The organism is Ruminiclostridium cellobioparum DSM 1351 = ATCC 15832 (assembly GCF_000621505.1).
Classification (GTDB): Bacteria; Bacillota; Clostridia; order Acetivibrionales; family DSM-1351; genus Ruminiclostridium; species Ruminiclostridium cellobioparum.
Genome location: NZ_JHYD01000010.1, coordinates 40,072 through 57,610 on the forward strand (window position 1 = coordinate 40,072; position 17,539 = coordinate 57,610).

Consider the following 17,539-nt stretch of genomic DNA (forward strand, 5'->3'; position numbering starts at 1 on the left):
TTTTATAATATAACTTCCAAAAACTAAAAAAACAAGTAAAGTGCCGTAATTTTTTACGGCACTTTACTTGTTTTTCTTCCTGCCAGCTGATATTACAATAATATTACAGCGGCTATGGCAGCAGCAGCCAGTGCATAATGCCACCACCTGATCAAGGAATTTTCTAAAGGAGCCTCAACATTCTTCAGTTTTTCCAAATAAAACCTTGTCATACGCTCATCTCCTTTCCTTGTCTTGGCTCTCCACCATTTAACGGGTTTGTGTATTTATATTCCATATATACTTATAATTCCCTTCTGCTTTTTATAAATATATTTTTATCTTGTCATGATTTATGGATTTTTATTTATATAAAATTTTGATCCCAATATTTGTATATGGGATTGGCTCAACAGAGTACCAGCTCCCGGCTATAGCTTTTTACTCTTTTTAATGGCATAAAACAACGCCAGCCATAATATAATGGTTGACGTTATCCGGAAGCATTTATTATTTCTAAAAGGTCCATAATTTTCTTGATAAAATCACATGATTAAAAGTATAAATACATAAACAACTGTGTTATCAAGGTTTTAGTATAACTTTAATGCAATGGTCTTCCTTTTTATCAAAAATCTTATACCCATGCTCACCCATATCCAGGGATAGTTTATGAGTTATAATGTCAGTAGCATCAAACTTACCTTCTCCGATCAGCTTTAATATCCGGTCTACATAGGTATGCGCAGGGCATTGACCCATCTTTAATGTGATATTTCTTGAGAAAAAGTCCCCAAGAGGAAACATATTGTACCTGGCGCCATAGACGCCAACCATTGAAACGGTTCCGCCTTTACGTACGGCCTGAGTAGCCAGCTCAATAGCAGATTTGGAGCCGCCTTGCAGTTTCATTGCAGTTTCAATTATTTCAAAAGTTGTCATCTTCCCATCCATACCAACACAATCAATAACCACATCCGCCCCGCCATGAGTGATTTCCTTAATATATTCCCCTGTATTTTCATGCTCTTCAAAATTAATAACTTCTGCACCATATTTTGCAGCATGCTGTAATCTATAATCAATATAGTCTACTGCAATTACCCTGTCTGCACCATGAAAAAATGCCCATTTTACTGATAATAAACCCACAGGACCGCAGCCTAATACAACTACGGTATCACCTTTTTTTACACCACCATTTTCAACCCCCCAATAGGATGTTGGGAGTATGTCTGTGAGAAATAATACCTGCTCATCCGTGAGATCATCCGGTACCTGCACCGGGCCTACATTTGCGTAAGGAACCCTGAGATACTCTGCCTGCCCTCCATCATATCCCCCATAGGTTTTGCTGTATCCAAATATGGCTCCTGTTTCTCCATTTGCATTTGAGTTATCACACTGACTCCATAAATCATGCTCGCAGTACCAGCAGTGTCCGCATGAAATGGGAAAAGGAACGATGATGCGGTCCCCTTTTTTTACTTTATGAACACCTTTGCCTGCTTCCACTACAATACCCATCGTTTCATGCCCTAATACAAAGCCAAAAGGCATATTTGGTACCATACCATGTATTAAATGTAAATCCGAACCGCAAATAGCCGTAGATGTCACTTTAACTATAATATCATCATCATTCCTGATTTGAGGATCACCAATATTTTTAACTTTTACATTTTTAATTCCTTCATATACGATAGCTTTCATTTTCATTCCTCCGTATAAACTATTAAAATTAGGCTTCCCTTTAGATGTATAAATATTCTTGCGGATATTTTTCTGAAAGCTGCAAAACCTAAATATGATATTAATTACTTTTTATTAATAAAAGGAGTTGTTAAAAATGTTTAAACATGATAAAGCACTTCTTCATGAAGTCAAGGTAGATGGACCTAATCCGGCTTATGCTGCCATGATGCAGGAACAGCTGGGAGGCCCTCACGGGGAATTAAAAGCCGCACTGCAATATCTTTCTCAAAGTTTTCGTATCAAAGATCCTCAAATAAAAGATCTGTTCCTGGACATTGCCTCGGAGGAACTTAGCCATATGGAAATGGTGGCCACAACTATAAATCTCTTGAACGGTCATGTACTTGATGCTAAAAATGCAACAATAGGAAATATTCAGGCACATGTTTCAACTGGTCTTACTCCGGCATTGACAAGTGCCTCAGGACAATATTGGACAGCCGCATATATTGAAGAAACCGGCGACCTGGCAGCTGATATCCTGTCAAACATTTCTGCGGAGCAGCGTGCCAAGGTTGTTTATGAATACCTCTATAGGCAAATACCCGATAAGGGTGTAAGACAAACTATTGATTTCCTTTTAAACCGTGAGGAAGCCCATAATACAATGTTTAGAGAAGCCTTCAACAGAATTCAGTATACCGGTTCATTGAGGGACTGGGGCATCACACAGGACTCCAAGTTATACTTCAATCTCTCAACACCAGGAGATCAATTTTTTAATGCCAATAACCCGAATCCTGCAAGTTTTAATGCACCTAACGGAGGCAGTCCGGCTAACTGAAAAATTTAATCAAATAGTTAATTTATTCCATGCCTATGGAAACAACACTTAAGAAAAAAGTAAAAAAATAGCTCTCAAGGATTTCTGCGATGCTCCCTGAGGGCTTTTTATCAATAATTAGGATCTCACTGTTGACTTGAATTATTTTAATCAATTTTAAGAATTAACCCATTGATATCCACTCTATTTTCAATCATGCCATTGTCTTTCATGAACTGTTCTGTCTTTTTCATAGAAGTGATATCAGCCTCAGTGATTTCAGTACTGAAATCATACATCGGGAACATTTCCTTTACCGCTTCCATACTCAGCTCGGTTTCCCTGGCAGTGATTTCGAGAGTTTCCTCAGCGTTTTCCTTCATGTACTGAGCTATCTCTGACTGCGCTTCCAGGAACCGTTTGACCAGTAAAGGATTCTTTTCATAGAATGCTCCGCTTGTGGCTACTACAATTGTAGCGTCCACCAGGTCTTTTCCTGTGGTCACCACACGGTAGCCGTCCTTAGCCATATTATATGCAACCGGGCCTGCAAACTTTCTGCCTTTGAGATCAGCAGCTGTTTGAATAGTGCTGTCCTTGCCGGCGAACAAGCGAAATGCCTCGGGGGATGGCCATATGTACTGATAATTTTAATATCCGCACCGTTGGAGGCCGACAGTATGACCGAAGTAGCTCCCACCGCGTATAAGAACTGAATATCGCCGGAAGCTAATGCCTGGGTTTGCTCAGGTCCCGTAGTCAGGTTTGAATATTCCACCGGCAAGCCATATTCTGAAAAGGCTTTCGTGAAGATACCCTTCTCTTAGCTGCATTTCGGCCACCCGGTAGCTTTTGCACAAATTTTCCAACCTAACTCCAGCTATTGTCAACACCTCCATGGGCCAGAAGTGTTAGACTTCCACTATGTTTCGTTAATGAGTGTATTCAAAACTTCTTGCACATGAGGTGAGGCTTTTATTGTTCCTCGTACTTTAACACTTTCTATGGTTTCTTTCGCCAAATCAGGTGTAACATCTTCCGAAAATGCCAGTATGCCAGTCATTTTAATGTTTGCCTTTTTGTTGGATGTCTTTAATTCTTCTAAATCCCTACGAGTAATAGTAACGATACCAAGTGTAGCAGAACTTGGTTTGCCGATAATATTCTCGTTAAACTCTGCTAAAAGATCATCCAGTCCAATGTCGTTTCTTTTCATTGCAAAAATCCTCCTAAAAATATTTATTTCATACATATTGTATGTATATATTTAGCTAAAAGAATTACTTTTTTGTAATTCTCTTCTGCTTGTCTCATTTTTTGATTTCAACAACGATACCTTGATCATTTATTACAACATGAGAAGTCAGGGTTTTATCGAGAACCGGCAACCCCAAAAAATCAACAATATCCTTTGCCATATTAAATCTTTGCCACGCTTCTTCTTCGTTTGACTGCGGGTATATTGTCGGCATCATCCAAACATTACAAATCAGCAAAAACAATTCCGCTGTTAATTTCGGATACTTTGCTTTGATTGAGCCATCGTTTATACCTTCTTCAATAAGTTCAGCATATTTTGATGCTAAAAAGGTTCGCTGTTTTTCCATATATATCTTAAAAGCTATCGGGCTGCTTTCAATCAATGGAAGTATTTGAAGGTGAAGTACGGCATATTCTTTGCTCTCGTTTAATATTTGCAAAGTCAGTTTTATTTTTTCTAAACCATTTATGTCGGTACGGACTTTGATTTTTGTAAAAGGGTCTATATCATTAAATAATTTATCAGTCAGCGCAAAAAAAACTTCTTCCTTTGTTTTGAAATGGTGATAAAAGGCTCCTCGCGTCAGGCCACCCATTTCATCGACTATATCAAGAATTGTTGTTTGCTCATAGCCATTTTCAATAAACAGTTTTAATGCAGCGTCAAGTATTATCTGCTCTGTTTCTTCGGGATATTTGTTTCGTGGCATAAATGCACCTCTTTTCATACACTGTGTATGTTTAAAATATAGCAGAGGGAAAATGCTTTGTCAACAAATAGATACATCTTGTATCTATGATTAAAGCGACAAGAAAAAAGAGTGCGATGGCATTAAACCTACCGCACTCCCTTAATACTTAGTTATAAACTAGCTCTGCAAATATGATTTCCTCCACCCATGATTTGGCTGTATTTATCAAGCCTACCCATTTCATTTGGTCGGTAGCTTTTAGTTGCTCTGTATGGTGTTGTCCATGGTGTCAAAGTTCTCGTATTTTTCAATAAGTGCAATGAATTTACTGGCTGATTTTTGGCTCTGCTCAAAGCCGCCGATAGTCTTTTCAAGCTCTGCAGCTCTTCTTTCTGGCAATGGCAAGCCGTTTCTTTTGCTTGGTGACATTGGTGGTCTGCCGTGCGTTCTGTGCCTCCTGCACCGTCCGTATAAACTCGGCTCTGTCGCTCTTGGAATACTCCGCAATCGTTTTGAGCATATCGGCAGCCAAAACCATAACCACCTCGGCATTGACGGTGCTGCGTGGTGCAGAGCTTTCCAACTGGCACTTTGCCGTATTGAGAGCAAATATATTGCGGTTTGCGTTTGCCGTTGTAGCTGCGATGAACATACATTTTACCGCCACAATCGGCACAATCATCAGTTCTGTTAATGGCGGCAATTCACCAAAGCCACTGGGATAGCGGCTTTTCTTATCCTTGAAATGCATGCGTGTCTTGAACTTAACCGTATACCCTTTTTTATTCATGCCCTCGCCATATCGGGCAAGGTGGACAGCAGGAATTTCAATCTTTTGCTGTGTGAGTAGTTGGAAAATCTGATACGTTCCGAAAACCACCATTGTTAGGCTGAAAATCTATCGTACAGTGGCGGCGGCATCATCGTCAATAACCTAATGCCCACGCTTTTCATCTCCCAAAGGTAGCCATACGGCACCTGTCCTGTCATGTGCTTGCCGCTCATACCTTTAGCTTTAAAAATAGGCTTGATTTTTCGGCTTGTATCTCTGGCGTAGTATTCGTTATAGTGTTTCTCTTTGGGTAAGAAAGAATAATTCACCCGATATATCCAACGAATTTGTAATGGATACGGATTTCCCGTTGTTTCTGATTGCCTTTTACTTCGCGCTCCCCAATTTCATTTTATCTATCAATTTCAAGAGAATATCGCGGTCAAGACTATATTCTGAATATGTTTTGACGGTTTGTAAACTGCAACAATGGCAGCAACAAAAACAAACAAAAGAATTATCACTAAAGGAACAATAGGCACGCTCCAAGTCGCATAACTAAAATGAGCGGTAATGAGAGTGTCATACAAGAACTTGCTAACCAGTAAACCAACTGCACAACCGACGACACAACCAGATAACGCATAGGTAAATGCTTCCGCAGCTATCATTTTAGTAACTTGATGTGTGTCCATACCAATCGCACGCATGGCTCCGTATTGGTTTATTCTTGCAGATACGCTCATGGAAATACTGTTCATAATATTTAAGACGGTAACCAAAGTGATGATTACTAAAAACCCATATATACATATCTGGAAAGCCATGTAAGTACCGGCGGTACTTTGTTCGCGTCTGTCTTGAAGCGTGCAGTTTTCATCTAATACACTGCTGATTGCCGCTATATCCTCGTCTGTTACGGTTTTTGGTGCCTGTATCATAATGAGTGAATAACCATTGATACCAGTCAAACGGATAAAAGTTTCGCCGGAAGTAATAATCGTTATTTGCCCGTTTGCGCTGCCGTCACTGTTGAAAGGGTCATATTTCAACAGTCCTGCAATTTCAAGTTCTCCATTTCCTATTTGTATCTTATCGCCTATTTCTAAGGGACTATTCGTGTCGCAGATTGCAAGTACATAATTACTATCTCCATACACCTTTGAAATATCGCTGCCTTTTCTAAGCAGCTTATCTTTGGTAAGACAATCTAAATCAAATTCATCAAAGGAAATCATATCAACCGTGCTTGTCAGTTGATTGTCGTTCCTTATTTCCGCTGGAATGTCAAATAAACTTCTGCGTCCAAAAACAGATTTTACACCTTGCATAGTGCTAATTTCAGTAAGCATTGCACTATCTATTGAGTTTGAGCCGTCACTACTTGAAATGTCAATGTCAGAAGCATTTGACGATTGGGGCATAAGATAGCCGATAAACTGTATCAAAACTGAAAAACTTAAAAAAAGTATAATACTAAGCGCGAATGAGCTTATCATAAGCACCAAATTTTTCTTTCCCGATACGGCATGATGAACGCCAAGAGCCGTTTCAATTTTAGAAAAACGGGTATTTGCTGCATGGGTGAGGATTTTTGCGTTTTCTGAATTGCCGGATACCGCCGTTATAGGCGATACTTTAGCGGCTCGTTTTGCCGGGGAACTTGCGGCAATAATAACCGTCACAATCCCTACGACAATTCCGCTGATAATACCGATCAGACTAATACCGAAAAGGGGAATTTCCGAGAACTCCTCACCGACAAGAAACCGTAATGCTGCACATAACCCCCATGTGATTGCAATTCCAAGTACAACGCCTATCGGAACCGCCGTTTTGCACCAGTTAAGAGCTTCCAGCCTCACAAAACGGATAATCTGCCGTTTGCTCATTCCAATACAACGCATCATTCCAAAAAACTTTGTCCTTTGGGCGACGTTGCTGTTTAAGCTGCTTGAAATCATCAGCACACCCGCAACCAATATCAGGACAAATAATACCGCAGCCGCCAGAAATAGCGTTTGTGCCAGTGTACTGCTAAGCAAGTCTTGAAATGTCAGACTACTACCATGCTTATCCAATAATCTTGTTTGTTCCATTCTAACGCCCATATCTGCCATGCTGAAAATAGCTGTTACCAAAAACACGGCAAAGATGATACATAGCAGCGTCATACGGTTTTGCCGTTTATGCACTTTTGCAGAAATCGGGATTAGGCCAAGATAGCTTTTCATTCGGTATACCCCCCAAAATCGGAGAGTACACCGTCCGAAACCTGCAATACACGGTCAGCCGTAGACGCGACACTGCGGCTATGTGTAATCATTATGATGGTTTGGCTGTACCGTTTGGACGCTGTTTTGAGTAGTGAAATAACCTCACTGCTATTGTTGCTGTCCAAATTGCCGGTTGGCTCGTCTGCAAGTATCAGCATAGGACGGGTAATCAACGCACGGCCTATGGCTACGCGCTGCTGCTGCCCGCCAGATAATTGCCGTGGCAAATGCCCCCGCCTGTCCTGCAAGGAAAGCACTGTCAATATTTCTTCGACATACGCCTTATCCGGGTTTTTGTAATCGAGCAGTACAGGAAATGTTATGTTTTGCTCTACATTAAGCTCTGGAATAAGATTGAAGGCCTGAAAGATAAAGCCGATATTCCTACGCCGGAAAATGGTTAGCTTTTCGTCTTTCATGCGAAATATATCGTTGCCGTCAATCCGAACATTGCCGGACGTAGGTGTATCCAATGCGCCAAGCATATTCAATAGCGTGCTTTTACCGGAACCGGATTCACCGACAACAGCAACAAATTGGCCTTTGGGAACGGAAAAGGAAACGTCCTTTAAGGCTTTAACCGCCGTATCACCATTCCCATAAGTTTTGCATAATGCGTTCACTTCTAATAAATTCATATGTTATCCACTTTCTTTCTGCATTGATATTGAAAGGTTATTACGTCCTACTGTTATATGACGCTTACTCTACAATTTTGTAGGAATTAAAAAATTGATTGTAAAAGTAGTACCAATACCTAATTCGCTATATGGTAACTGCTCATATCACCCTGCGTTTACTACATTTACTATGCTCATTTTTTCAATCTTCTTTGCCGGTGAAATGACCGCCATAAACGTAGTGAGTAGTGCGGCAAAAATTGTGATAGCTAATACTACAAGTGGCGGCTGCCAGTTTTCACCCCAGTTGGACGTAACCAAAAGATTAAAAAAGAAGCGGTGCAGCAGAAGCCCTAAAACACTTCCCGCAATGCTGCCGGTTATGGCGTAGGCTGCGGCTTCGGCGGTAATTATTTTTTTGAGTTGCTTGCCCGACATACCTACCGCCCGCATAACACCGTAGTTATTCATTCTGCTGGAAACACTCGCGTTTACGGTGTTGACAATATTAATCAGGGCAACAAAGGCAATGATCATCAAAAACCCATAGACGAATACCGCCATAGCATTGTAGGTTGCGCGAGTTTCATTGTTACTCTGGAACTTATCAAGCATTTGCACGTCAGTACCAATCAAGCTCCTTACCTGCGCCGAAATATCAGAGGTGGCCTGAACATCAATAATTGTATAGCCAGATACTCCGCTAAGTTTAGTAAACGTATCCTCGGAGCAAATGACAAGCCACTCGCCGTTTTCAGCAGTAAATGGCGTACTGGAAAGTACCCCCGCAATAGAAAGCTCTGCGTCCTCTCCATTTATATTCAGAGTGATTTTATCGCCGGGGTTCCAGTTCATATGTTCGGAATATTCAACAAACACACCGTTTCCGTTTTGAACATCATCAATGCGCCCTGTGATGAGGGCATCTTTCGCCCATTCAAATTGAGGTTCATCATAAGAGATAAGTGTCGAGATGCTTTCGCTTTGTTTAGCACTTGCCGGAATATCATAGAGGAACATCCTTGCATAGACATTTTCTGTTTCAGGAAGCTCCTTAATTTCCTCCAGCAAGGAAAGGTCAAGTGGCGTAGAAGCATCTGAACCTATAACCGAAATATCGGGAGCATACGGCTGCAACGGTCTAAGTGCATTGCACATAAAATCTATGAAAACGGAAAAACACAAGAACATAACAATGCTGATTGCAAAGGAACCGGTTATTAGCATCAGGTTTTTCTTATTGGAAAAAGCATGACGGAGGCCCATTGCTGTATCCACATGAAACAGCTTTGTATTGGATGCCTTATCTATCCCCTGATTATTGGCCTGGTTGATATTTCCTGTAACAGCGGCTTGTGGGGATACCCCTGCCGCTTTTTTTGCGGGAGCGCGGGATGCCAGCATAACAGTCATCACTCCGATTACCGCACCCGCAAGTAACCCAAGCAAGCTAAACTGAATTGGCATTTGAGGTAAAAAACTTGAATTTAAGGTATTGAGAAGCACAACCGCCGCCCAGATCACGCAGCACCCTGTTAAAAGGCCGATAGGTACGCCAATGGCACAATACCGCAAGCCCTCAAGCCGTATATACCGCTTAACCTGTTTTTTTGTAGCTCCAAGACAGCGCAACAACCCAAAAAACTGTGTGCGCTCCAAAATACTCATGTTAAAGCTGCTTGCAATCATAAACGTACCGGCCATAGCGACAAGAATAGCCAAAATTACGGCTGTGAGATATAATTGCAACAAACTGCTGTCGTCACTTTGCCCCATCAGTCCAAGCAGCATTTTGTTTGTGGACACCTGTTGCTCCGTAAGTCCATATTCTGCTGATATTTCCGCAAGCGCGTTATTTATATTTACACCGTCTTTGAATTGAACATAGAAATACTCGCCGTATTTCCCATCTTGATATGCGCGGATACCATCAAGCGACAGGTACAAGCCATGTGTATCGCTTGCCTTTAAGCCGGAAAAATCACTGTAAAATCCGGTAATTACATATGTTCGCATAATCTCATTCGCATCGGTTATCTGAATAGTATCTCCGATAGACAAGGCAAACTGCTCCATTGCCAGCCTGTCAAGCGCGCACTCGGACGCAGACTGTGGATAGGCGCCTTGCTCAATCAAAAGATTCATTTCGGCGGCAATATCATTTTCGCCCCCCTGAACCAGCAGCGTTTTGCCTTGAAAAGTGACATCCTCTGTCATGCCGACCCAGCCTGACACGCTCACATTACGCTGATCGTCTATCTGAGCTGCCACACTATCCGTAATATCTGAAATGATAGCATGATAATTCCCTTTTTGTCGGATATTTTCGTTTATTTGCGCACGGATACTCATATCAGCCATGCCAAAAATAGCGGTAATCAGCATAACAGATATAACAATGCAGACAATGGTAAGCCTGTTTTTCTTTTTGTGTACTTTCGCATATTCTGAAACAAGGCCAAGATAACTGTTCATTCGGCGTATCCCCCCAAATCGGTTAATACGCCGTCCGATACTTGCAGTACACGGTCAGCCGTGGAAGCAATGCTGCGGTTATGCGTAATCATGATGATTGTCTGTTGGTAGCGTTTGGACGCTGTTTTCAGAAGCGAAATTACCTCGCCCGAGTTTTGGCTGTCCAAATTGCCGGTCGGCTCGTCTGCAAGTATCAGCATAGGGCGGGTAATCAGAGCGCGGCCAATCGCCACGCGCTGCTGCTGCCCGCCGGATAGCTGCCGGGGCAGATGGCCGCGCCTGTCCTGTAAGGAAAGGACTGTCAGTATTTCTTCGACATACGCCTTATCCGGCTTTTTATAGTCAAGCAGTACGGGAAAAGTAATATTCTGCTCAATATTGAGTTCAGGAATAAGGTTAAATGCCTGAAAGATAAAGCCTATATTGCGGCGGCGAAAAATAGTCAGCTTCTCGTCGTTCATGCGGAATATATCATTGCCGTCTATCCGAACATTCCCGGACGTAGGCGTATCGAGCGCCCCTATCATATTCAAAAGCGTGCTTTTCCCGGAACCCGACTCGCCAACAACGGCGACAAATTCACCTTTGGGGACGGAAAAACTCACGTTTTTTAACGCTTCAACTGCGGTTTCGTCGTTGCCGTATGTTTTACAAATGGAATTGACTTCTAATAAATTCATATCGTATTACACCTCTCTATGTGATTGACCTGAAAACGGGATTATAAATCATTGTGCAGCCTTGCGGCGGCTCAAATAAACGGCAAGTTCGTATATACACGAAAGCAGCAGGAGAACGCCGAATATTTGTGAAAGCGTCGGCAGACCGCCAAATCCAAATGTGTATATTACAGAAGCCGCGCCGCCAATAAAAATAATAACGGCTAAAACAATCAGAAGCGGCCTTATTACGGCTTTCGTGCATAGCGCGGTCACAAAACAGACGATACTTTCCGCTATCATCAGTGCGCCAAGAAAAACCGGCAATATACTGACAATGTAACGATAGTAAGCGATAAAGAAAATCCCAAGCACAATCAGCAAACAGGCTAAAACAAAACTCACATAGTTTATAGGTGTTTTGGCTTCCTTGTTGTGGGTAAAACAATCTGCAATGCACAAGGCACCGTTGAGCACCATATATCCGGCAATGACATAGACCATTCCGTTTAAGAGAAAATCAGGAAAAATAAACGTCGCAATACTCATAATGCAAAGTATCGCCGCCCGGAATATCGCGTACTTTGATACGTTTTCACAATATATTAAGTTCACAGTAATCTACCTCCTATGAAGTCAGATTAACATGAACACCTTACTCCCAGATGAATTTCAGCTTACAATTTAGTAAGGTTCAAAAAACTTAAAACAAACGTGCTTCCGTTACCAAGAACACTATCAACCGCTATACTGCCGTCGTGAGCTTCCACGATGGCCTTTGAAAGCGGCAAGCCAAGCCCCACACCCTGCGTATCCTTTGAAAACCGACTGCGGTAAAATCGCTTGAAAATATGGTGTATATCCTCCGAGTGTATCCCGCTTCCGTTATCCTTTATAACGATTTGCGTAGCGGACGGTAGCCTGCTCCATTCAATATGAATATGACTATTTGCGTCTGTGTGGTCGAGGGCATTTTTTACTATGTTGCTCACCGCTTCAATCAGCCAGTCCCTATCACAAAGCAGCATTTCATCGTCCCGGCCTGATAAAATGATTTCTTTGGTTTCTTGTTCGGCGCGTATTTCAAAATGGGCTTTTAAGTCATTCATCATGTCAGAAATGTTTTCAATATGCTTGTCCATGATGATTGCGCCAGCGTCGAGCTTCGTAATTTTCAAAAGATTTTGGACGAGCGTTTCTATACGCTCGATTTCTTTTTCTGATTTCAGGGCAAAAACGCGTACCGCCGTTTTGTCCTCACATTCATCCTGCAAAAGAGAATTATATATCGCAAGTGCAGCAAGTGGCGTTTTAAGCTGGTGGGAAATATCCGATATAGTATTTCTTAAAAAGTCCTTTGTGTTCTGCTCCCTCACCGTATGGGCATTTAGAGTAGTCGCCAGTGTATTGATTTCATGAAACAGCTTATATAAGCTACCCTCGTTATCGCTTTCAATTCTTGCGCTTGCGTCACCTGAAACAAATAGATTGATTTGCGATATGGCGTTTTCAATCATCTGCTGCTGCCGGTGGAAATACAGGTAACAGCCGGTAAAAATCCCTGCGGCAAGAAGCAACGACAATAGGAAAAGTATCACATTGAACGCACCAGCAGACAGCCAGCAATATAGCTGCGATAGAATGATAAATGCAGCGAACGCGCAGGACAGCACGATAAAGAGCTTTTTAATATCCCGATTTGTAAAAATGTTCATGCTCCACCGCCCCCACCTGTGACATTCCACTTATAGCCCATACCCCGAACCGTCACCAGCATTTGGGGATTGCCGGGGTCATCTTCAATCTTTGTCCGCAGCCTGCGAATATACACCGCCAGCGTATTATCATCAACGTAATTCCCGTCGCCGTCCCAAAGTTTGTCCAGTATCTTTTCTTTGGTCAGGATAATCCCCGGATTTTGCATGAATAGACAGAGCAATTTATATTCTGCCGCCGTCAAATCAAGCGTGGTATTCTCCTTATGCACCTGACCCTGCAATAGAAATACCTTAATCCCGTTTGAAATAATTTCCGTATCCGTCGCGCTAAAATCCCTTGTGCGCCGGAGCAGCGCGTTAATCCTTGAAACCAGTACGCCTAGCTTGAACGGCTTTGTAATGTAATCGTCGCCGCCAATATCAAGCCCCATGATGATACTCACTTCTTCGTCGGACGCAGTAAGAAAAATGATAGGCACTTTTGATACTTGACGTACTTTTTTACAGACATCAAACCCCGAACCATCAGGCAGGGATACGTCTAAAATCAGCAAGTCATATTTGCCGTCACTCCAAAAGCTATCAGCTTCTTTAACCGTTCGGGCAATATCTATTTCAAAACCTTGTTTTTTCAGTGAGTAAGAAAGCCCATCTATCAGGCTTAAATCATCTTCAAGCAGTAACAAGCGGCTCATTCTTTTGCCTCCTTTCTGCGCCCGTCTTTGGGCTTTTCTGCGTCAGCCGGAACAAGCCATAGATTTCCCTTTTTCACCGCACCGGGTATCCGCCCGGCTAAACAATAGTTATTCACCATACGGGCAGTTACGCCCCATTTCTCGCCTGCTTCTTTAACGGTAAAATAATCCATCAAATCACCACCTTGAAGTAATACTACAATTATAGTTCGATTTCTCGAAATAAATAAGCCTTATTTTCCTATAAAGACTTCAAAAAAAGAGCCCGAAGGCTCAAATTTATTTATCCGAATTATTTTCAAATCCTGCTGAAGTTATTGATATATGTTTTCTACACAGAGAAAACTTCGACAGCTTTTTTCATGTTATGGATAATGGAAACCGAAAATGGACACTTGCTCTCACAACTCCCACATTCAATGCAATCGCTGCCATGAGAGGAAAGTTCTTTATAATGCCGGCCTATCCCCTTGTCGACAGCTGTTTGATCAACCAGGGCGATATCAAGGTATTTATTAACTGCTGCAATATCAATATTACTGGGACAGGGCAAACAATGATTGCAATAGACACAGTTGCCTTTGAAGTTCTCATTCATACTGCTGATGGCAGCGGTAAAATCCAGCTCCTCTTCTTTGCTGTTTATATAAGATATTGCTTCCAGCATTTCAGCCCTGCTTTGGCAGCCCACCAATGCACTGGCGACCCCCGGCCGGGTCAGGGCATAGTGGATGCATTGCTTGGAAGTAAGTGCTGAGGCAAAGGGTGTATACTCTTTTGAGAGTAATTTGCCGCCGCCAAAAGTTTTCATAACAGTGATGGGAATATTCAATTGTTCGCAAAAGCGGTATAGCTCCAGTCTTTTTTCATCTATTTTTAGCATTTTTTCTTTTTCAAAAGCTTTTGACAGATAGTCCAATACATCGGTGTTGGCCGGAACCATATCAAAGGCCGGGTTGACGCTAAACATCAATAGCTCGACAATACCCGTCTCCACTACTTTTTTGGCAATGACAGGATTGTGAGAGCTGGCGCCTATGGCGCGAATTGTGCCGGATTGCTTCAGTTGCTGCGCATATTTAATAAAATCGGAATGGAACACTGCATCAAAGTGTTCTTCTGTGTCAATGAAAAAAAGCATCCCCACATCAATATAGTCTGTACCCAAATCTATCAACAGGTTTTCAAAGTACTTTTTCACTGTGGGCATATCTCTTGATATATCATATTGCTGGTTAATATCGGTGGAACCAATATGCCCCTGAATAATCATTTTTTCACGTCGGTCTTTCAGCGCTTTGCCCAGCTTTTGGCGAATATCGTGACCGGGCATAAAGATATCTATTATATTGACGCCATTTTCCATAGCTGCATCAAGAGTTTCTTTTACTGTTTCGTAAGGCTTTCCATCCAGATGCTCAGCGCCAAGACCGATAATGCTGGCCTGCATTCCAGTGTTGCCCAGTGAACGGTATCTCATAGTCTTCTCCTTTATTATGTACATGAAATTGCATTTAGAAATATTATACCAAATCATACCCGATCTTCATAGTGTTATTGATTAAATGATTAATTTGGGATTGGCTTAAATAAAGCGTTTCACATATCTTTTGCACGTTTAAAATATTGTTTTAATCTTTCCTCTATAGCGCCAAAGCATCCAGATTTAATAGTTTTATCCAACATTGCAACAGCTTCATTGAATTCATGCTAATTTACTATCCATCTTAGGAATAAGGTATACTAAATGTACCGCTTAACCTTTTTCATGTAGTTTATATACTCCGTCCCGAATTTGTTGATGCACCATCTTTCTTCGGAAAGAATAATCCAGTGTGCAGATATTTGAAAAACAAGCAGAGATATAAGCAGCAGCATAGAACGCGTTAACAATACACAGCTTGAAAAATATATGAAATATCCTATATACATAGGGTTCCGGGAAATCTTATATATTCCGTTTATATTTATTCCGCTTTGTTCAGGTTTCGCAAAATTAACAGTGGCAATTATAAGAACACTTACGCCTAAGACGTGGATAAATAAGGCGATTAAAAGCAACGGAGGTTTGGTCTGAATTTTCAAGAAAACCGAATATAAGATCATAAAAGCGTTTGAAAGCTGATAAAAAAGGTAGGCGACCTTTTCTTTACCCTCTAATGGGGCAAAGAAAGCGGCACGGCTTAAAGAATCTTTATTTAACATTTTCAGCAAGCCGAACCTTATGAGAAAGAGAGGTATTATCAATAGAAATGCATTCATTTTTTTAAGCTCCCCTCTCTTTATCTACTCTAATAATAACAAAAAGAATTGCATTTCATATGGTAAAATATTCAATGACAGAACCTGCCAATATCATAAAAATAAAACAATAAGTTAAAAAGCCCAAAGACTAAAAGGTGTTGTAAACAAAGAAAAACAAGAGAATCCCAAGGCCCTTCAAAACCCTTAAAACCCTCTTGTTTAGCTTGTTTGGTGCGGATGAAGCAGCACAAGTAGTATCTAAACTAATTATCGATATTTGACCTTCATGAAAAAAAATAAGCTCCCCTACACTAAGATAAGTTGTATTATATTTTTAATCAATGCTATAATTTATTTTAAAGGGAGGTATAACATATGTCAAAGAAAAATAGGACAAATATTGAAATAAATAATGACAGGTTGATAATATGGCAATACATTACCGGGCCTTTATTTTACGTAGTTGGAGGAATAGTAATAATGGGTATAGTTATCGGAGGTATTAATTTCATATGGAGATCTGCTGATAATGATACTCAGGACGAAAAAGAGAAATCCAAAATTACTGAATTCCGGCAAGAACAAGTAGACAGATATATAGATCATAACGAAGATTATTTTGGTACAATCGAAAAAAGCTACTGGGACGGTAGTACATACCACCTTAAAAGCGATAAGGGTGATTTTGCCATAAACTTTGTTAATAACGAGATATTTAATATTGAAATGACCAACAAAGCTAACCAAACGGTTGAAGTATATCGTAAAAAATAAGCCCTCCCGGTTAAAGGAGGGCTTATTTTTATTACTGATCCGTAGACCTTTTTGTAAAAAAGTACGTAACAATCATGGTCGTACAGTTAGAGAACAGTAAAAATACTTTTTCATCCATCTGCCGGCCGCTTAGTACTATCCCCACAAGTGTAAACACCAGGATAAGCGTAACAATACTTTTCACATCAATAAGTTTTGCTATTTTCTCTTTCATTTCGCTACCTCCACGCTTTATAAATATTTTTAAAAACTATGTCGAGATATTTAATCTCTTTAGCTTTTAGGTACCAGTGATTAAAGTCAATCCCCGCCTTGGGGCAGATATATTCTAAGGCTTCTTTCAATTCGTCTACTACTTCATACTCTATGTAAGGACATTTAATCCAATGTGTCCAGGCGGTAGCTCCGACACCGGTAAGAGGTGTCTGTACCACTCCGTATTTAGTTCCTTTGCTTTCAATGACCAGACCATTCCCGATATAAACACCTATGTGCTGATCTTTTCTCACACACATGCCAGGTGTCTCAGGTATAGTGTTTATCATCCCTTTTTCTTTTGCGGCTTCATACATGCCATTTGCCGATTTGTCGGTTTTACTGTTGTATACCGGCCCGGTAGGAGTCCACCACAGATAAGACTTTATTAAACCCACGCAGTCTGCTGACCGTTTACCGAGCCAATTTGACCTAATAAAAGATTCATATTGCCTTACATTATCAGGATACTGTTTTAATTTTGACTGTAGCATGGGTTCTGTTAATACTGTCCCAAAAGTCCCGTATACATACCCCCATTTTTCGTTTAAAGCTTTTTTACAGTGTTCTACCAAACCCAAATTTGTTAAGCTCATCTTACA

Annotated in this window: 22 protein-coding genes; 2 read left to right on the top strand and 20 right to left on the bottom strand. The window is 41.1% G+C overall.

Going from position 1 to position 17,539, the window contains the following annotated elements; translation table 11 throughout:
- Positions 1 to 564 precede the first annotated feature (564 nt).
- Positions 565 to 1,692, bottom strand: a complete 1,128-nt coding sequence (locus T344_RS0106920) for a zinc-dependent alcohol dehydrogenase (protein WP_027628090.1) — start codon at positions 1,690 to 1,692, stop codon at positions 565 to 567.
- Between the two features lie 136 nt (positions 1,693 to 1,828).
- Here T344_RS0106920 and T344_RS0106925 point away from each other — a divergent pair, with 136 nt between their 5' ends.
- Positions 1,829 to 2,518 carry a manganese catalase family protein gene (locus T344_RS0106925; protein WP_027628091.1) on the top strand — a complete coding sequence of 230 codons (690 nt, stop codon included), beginning with the start codon at positions 1,829 to 1,831 and terminating at the stop codon, positions 2,516 to 2,518.
- Between the two features lie 146 nt (positions 2,519 to 2,664).
- Here T344_RS0106925 and T344_RS27740 read toward each other — a convergent pair whose 3' ends face one another.
- The 17 genes from T344_RS27740 to T344_RS0106995 form a co-directional block, all read right to left on the bottom strand.
- Positions 2,665 to 3,108: an ABC transporter substrate-binding protein gene (locus T344_RS27740; protein WP_051571636.1), complete on the bottom strand. Its 444-nt coding sequence runs from the start codon at positions 3,106 to 3,108 to the stop codon at positions 2,665 to 2,667.
- A gap of 135 nt (positions 3,109 to 3,243) precedes the next feature.
- A complete protein-coding gene (locus T344_RS31705; RefSeq protein ID WP_278246144.1) occupies positions 3,244 to 3,366 on the bottom strand; it encodes a hypothetical protein in 123 nt (40 codons plus the stop codon).
- A 53-nt stretch (positions 3,367 to 3,419) separates the two neighbouring features.
- Positions 3,420 to 3,713, bottom strand: a complete 294-nt coding sequence (locus T344_RS27745; RefSeq protein WP_051571638.1) for a hypothetical protein — start codon at positions 3,711 to 3,713, stop codon at positions 3,420 to 3,422.
- Positions 3,714 to 3,807: 94 nt separating this feature from the next.
- Positions 3,808 to 4,467, bottom strand: coding sequence for a TetR/AcrR family transcriptional regulator (locus T344_RS0106940; RefSeq protein ID WP_027628092.1), 660 nt, complete (start codon positions 4,465 to 4,467; stop codon positions 3,808 to 3,810).
- 148 nt (positions 4,468 to 4,615) lie between these two features.
- Positions 4,616 to 4,693, bottom strand: coding sequence for a hypothetical protein (locus T344_RS30280; RefSeq protein ID WP_084331148.1), 78 nt, complete (start codon positions 4,691 to 4,693; stop codon positions 4,616 to 4,618).
- A 14-nt stretch (positions 4,694 to 4,707) separates the two neighbouring features.
- Positions 4,708 to 4,848: a DUF4368 domain-containing protein gene (locus T344_RS32000; RefSeq protein WP_162178026.1), complete on the bottom strand. Its 141-nt coding sequence runs from the start codon at positions 4,846 to 4,848 to the stop codon at positions 4,708 to 4,710.
- Positions 4,820 to 5,239 (bottom strand): hypothetical protein, encoded by a 420-nt coding sequence (locus tag T344_RS32005; RefSeq protein ID WP_027628093.1) that lies wholly within the window; start codon positions 5,237 to 5,239, stop codon positions 4,820 to 4,822. The genes T344_RS32000 and T344_RS32005 overlap by 29 nt, the downstream gene beginning before the upstream one ends.
- 407 nt (positions 5,240 to 5,646) lie before the next feature.
- Positions 5,647 to 7,455: an ABC transporter permease gene (locus tag T344_RS0106950; protein ID WP_027628094.1), complete on the bottom strand. Its 1,809-nt coding sequence runs from the start codon at positions 7,453 to 7,455 to the stop codon at positions 5,647 to 5,649.
- A complete protein-coding gene (locus T344_RS0106955) occupies positions 7,452 to 8,135 on the bottom strand; it encodes an ABC transporter ATP-binding protein (protein ID WP_027628095.1) in 684 nt (227 codons plus the stop codon). The genes T344_RS0106950 and T344_RS0106955 overlap by 4 nt, the downstream gene beginning before the upstream one ends.
- Positions 8,136 to 8,282: 147 nt before the next feature.
- Positions 8,283 to 10,592, bottom strand: a complete 2,310-nt coding sequence (locus T344_RS0106960; RefSeq protein WP_027628096.1) for an FtsX-like permease family protein — start codon at positions 10,590 to 10,592, stop codon at positions 8,283 to 8,285.
- The gene (locus T344_RS0106965) at positions 10,589 to 11,272 is read right to left on the bottom strand and encodes an ABC transporter ATP-binding protein (RefSeq protein ID WP_027628097.1); all 684 of its coding nucleotides are present in this window, start codon (positions 11,270 to 11,272) and stop codon (positions 10,589 to 10,591) included. The genes T344_RS0106960 and T344_RS0106965 overlap by 4 nt, the downstream gene beginning before the upstream one ends.
- Positions 11,273 to 11,320: 48 nt before the next feature.
- Positions 11,321 to 11,866, bottom strand: a complete 546-nt coding sequence (locus T344_RS0106970) for a DUF308 domain-containing protein (RefSeq protein WP_027628098.1) — start codon at positions 11,864 to 11,866, stop codon at positions 11,321 to 11,323.
- Positions 11,867 to 11,928: 62 nt separating this feature from the next.
- Positions 11,929 to 12,966 (bottom strand): sensor histidine kinase, encoded by a 1,038-nt coding sequence (locus tag T344_RS0106975; protein WP_027628099.1) that lies wholly within the window; start codon positions 12,964 to 12,966, stop codon positions 11,929 to 11,931.
- Positions 12,963 to 13,664, bottom strand: a complete 702-nt coding sequence (locus tag T344_RS0106980) for a response regulator transcription factor (protein ID WP_027628100.1) — start codon at positions 13,662 to 13,664, stop codon at positions 12,963 to 12,965. The genes T344_RS0106975 and T344_RS0106980 overlap by 4 nt, the downstream gene beginning before the upstream one ends.
- On the bottom strand, positions 13,661 to 13,837 hold the full coding sequence (locus T344_RS0106985; protein ID WP_027628101.1) for a helix-turn-helix domain-containing protein: 177 nt from the start codon (positions 13,835 to 13,837) through the stop codon (positions 13,661 to 13,663). Before T344_RS0106985 ends, T344_RS0106980 begins: the two co-directional genes overlap by 4 nt.
- Positions 13,838 to 13,995: 158 nt before the next feature.
- Positions 13,996 to 15,144 (bottom strand): aldo/keto reductase, encoded by a 1,149-nt coding sequence (locus T344_RS0106990; RefSeq protein WP_027628102.1) that lies wholly within the window; start codon positions 15,142 to 15,144, stop codon positions 13,996 to 13,998.
- Positions 15,145 to 15,407: 263 nt separating this feature from the next.
- A complete protein-coding gene (locus tag T344_RS0106995; protein ID WP_027628103.1) occupies positions 15,408 to 15,926 on the bottom strand; it encodes a methyltransferase family protein in 519 nt (172 codons plus the stop codon).
- Between the two features lie 357 nt (positions 15,927 to 16,283).
- Between T344_RS0106995 and T344_RS0107000 the strand changes: the two genes are divergently transcribed.
- Positions 16,284 to 16,682: a hypothetical protein gene (locus T344_RS0107000; RefSeq protein WP_027628104.1), complete on the top strand. Its 399-nt coding sequence runs from the start codon at positions 16,284 to 16,286 to the stop codon at positions 16,680 to 16,682.
- Between the two features lie 31 nt (positions 16,683 to 16,713).
- On the opposite strand, the gene T344_RS0107005 is transcribed toward T344_RS0107000, so the two are convergent.
- On the bottom strand, positions 16,714 to 16,896 hold the full coding sequence (locus tag T344_RS0107005; protein ID WP_027628105.1) for a hypothetical protein: 183 nt from the start codon (positions 16,894 to 16,896) through the stop codon (positions 16,714 to 16,716).
- 4 nt (positions 16,897 to 16,900) lie between these two features.
- Positions 16,901 to 17,533, bottom strand: coding sequence for a hypothetical protein (locus tag T344_RS27755; protein ID WP_051571639.1), 633 nt, complete (start codon positions 17,531 to 17,533; stop codon positions 16,901 to 16,903).
- Positions 17,534 to 17,539: the final 6 nt, after the last annotated feature.

Excerpts from the sequence above, each read along its gene's own strand:
- T344_RS0106965 (WP_027628097.1), bottom strand. The coding sequence starts at position 11,272 with ATGAATTTATTAGAAGTCAATTCCATTTGTAAAACATACGGCAACGAC.
- T344_RS0106950 (WP_027628094.1), bottom strand. The coding sequence starts at position 7,455 with ATGAAAAGCTATCTTGGCCTAATCCCGATTTCTGCAAAAGTGCATAAA.
- T344_RS0107000 (WP_027628104.1), top strand. The coding sequence starts at position 16,284 with ATGTCAAAGAAAAATAGGACAAATATTGAAATAAATAATGACAGGTTG.
- T344_RS0106960 (WP_027628096.1), bottom strand. The coding sequence starts at position 10,592 with ATGAACAGTTATCTTGGCCTTGTTTCAGAATATGCGAAAGTACACAAA.
- T344_RS32005 (WP_027628093.1), bottom strand. The coding sequence starts at position 5,239 with ATGAATAAAAAAGGGTATACGGTTAAGTTCAAGACACGCATGCATTTC.
- T344_RS27745 (WP_051571638.1), bottom strand. The coding sequence starts at position 3,713 with ATGAAAAGAAACGACATTGGACTGGATGATCTTTTAGCAGAGTTTAAC.
- T344_RS27755 (WP_051571639.1), bottom strand. The coding sequence starts at position 17,533 with ATGAGCTTAACAAATTTGGGTTTGGTAGAACACTGTAAAAAAGCTTTA.
- T344_RS0106925 (WP_027628091.1), top strand. The coding sequence starts at position 1,829 with ATGTTTAAACATGATAAAGCACTTCTTCATGAAGTCAAGGTAGATGGA.
- T344_RS0106955 (WP_027628095.1), bottom strand. The coding sequence starts at position 8,135 with ATGAATTTATTAGAAGTGAACGCATTATGCAAAACTTATGGGAATGGT.
- T344_RS30280 (WP_084331148.1), bottom strand. The coding sequence starts at position 4,693 with ATGAAATGGGTAGGCTTGATAAATACAGCCAAATCATGGGTGGAGGAA.
- T344_RS0107005 (WP_027628105.1), bottom strand. The coding sequence starts at position 16,896 with ATGAAAGAGAAAATAGCAAAACTTATTGATGTGAAAAGTATTGTTACG.
- T344_RS0106920 (WP_027628090.1), bottom strand. The coding sequence starts at position 1,692 with ATGAAAGCTATCGTATATGAAGGAATTAAAAATGTAAAAGTTAAAAAT.
- T344_RS0106980 (WP_027628100.1), bottom strand. The coding sequence starts at position 13,664 with ATGAGCCGCTTGTTACTGCTTGAAGATGATTTAAGCCTGATAGATGGG.
- T344_RS0106990 (WP_027628102.1), bottom strand. The coding sequence starts at position 15,144 with ATGAGATACCGTTCACTGGGCAACACTGGAATGCAGGCCAGCATTATC.
- T344_RS0106995 (WP_027628103.1), bottom strand. The coding sequence starts at position 15,926 with ATGAATGCATTTCTATTGATAATACCTCTCTTTCTCATAAGGTTCGGC.
- T344_RS0106975 (WP_027628099.1), bottom strand. The coding sequence starts at position 12,966 with ATGAACATTTTTACAAATCGGGATATTAAAAAGCTCTTTATCGTGCTG.
- T344_RS0106985 (WP_027628101.1), bottom strand. The coding sequence starts at position 13,837 with ATGGATTATTTTACCGTTAAAGAAGCAGGCGAGAAATGGGGCGTAACT.
- T344_RS0106940 (WP_027628092.1), bottom strand. The coding sequence starts at position 4,467 with ATGCCACGAAACAAATATCCCGAAGAAACAGAGCAGATAATACTTGAC.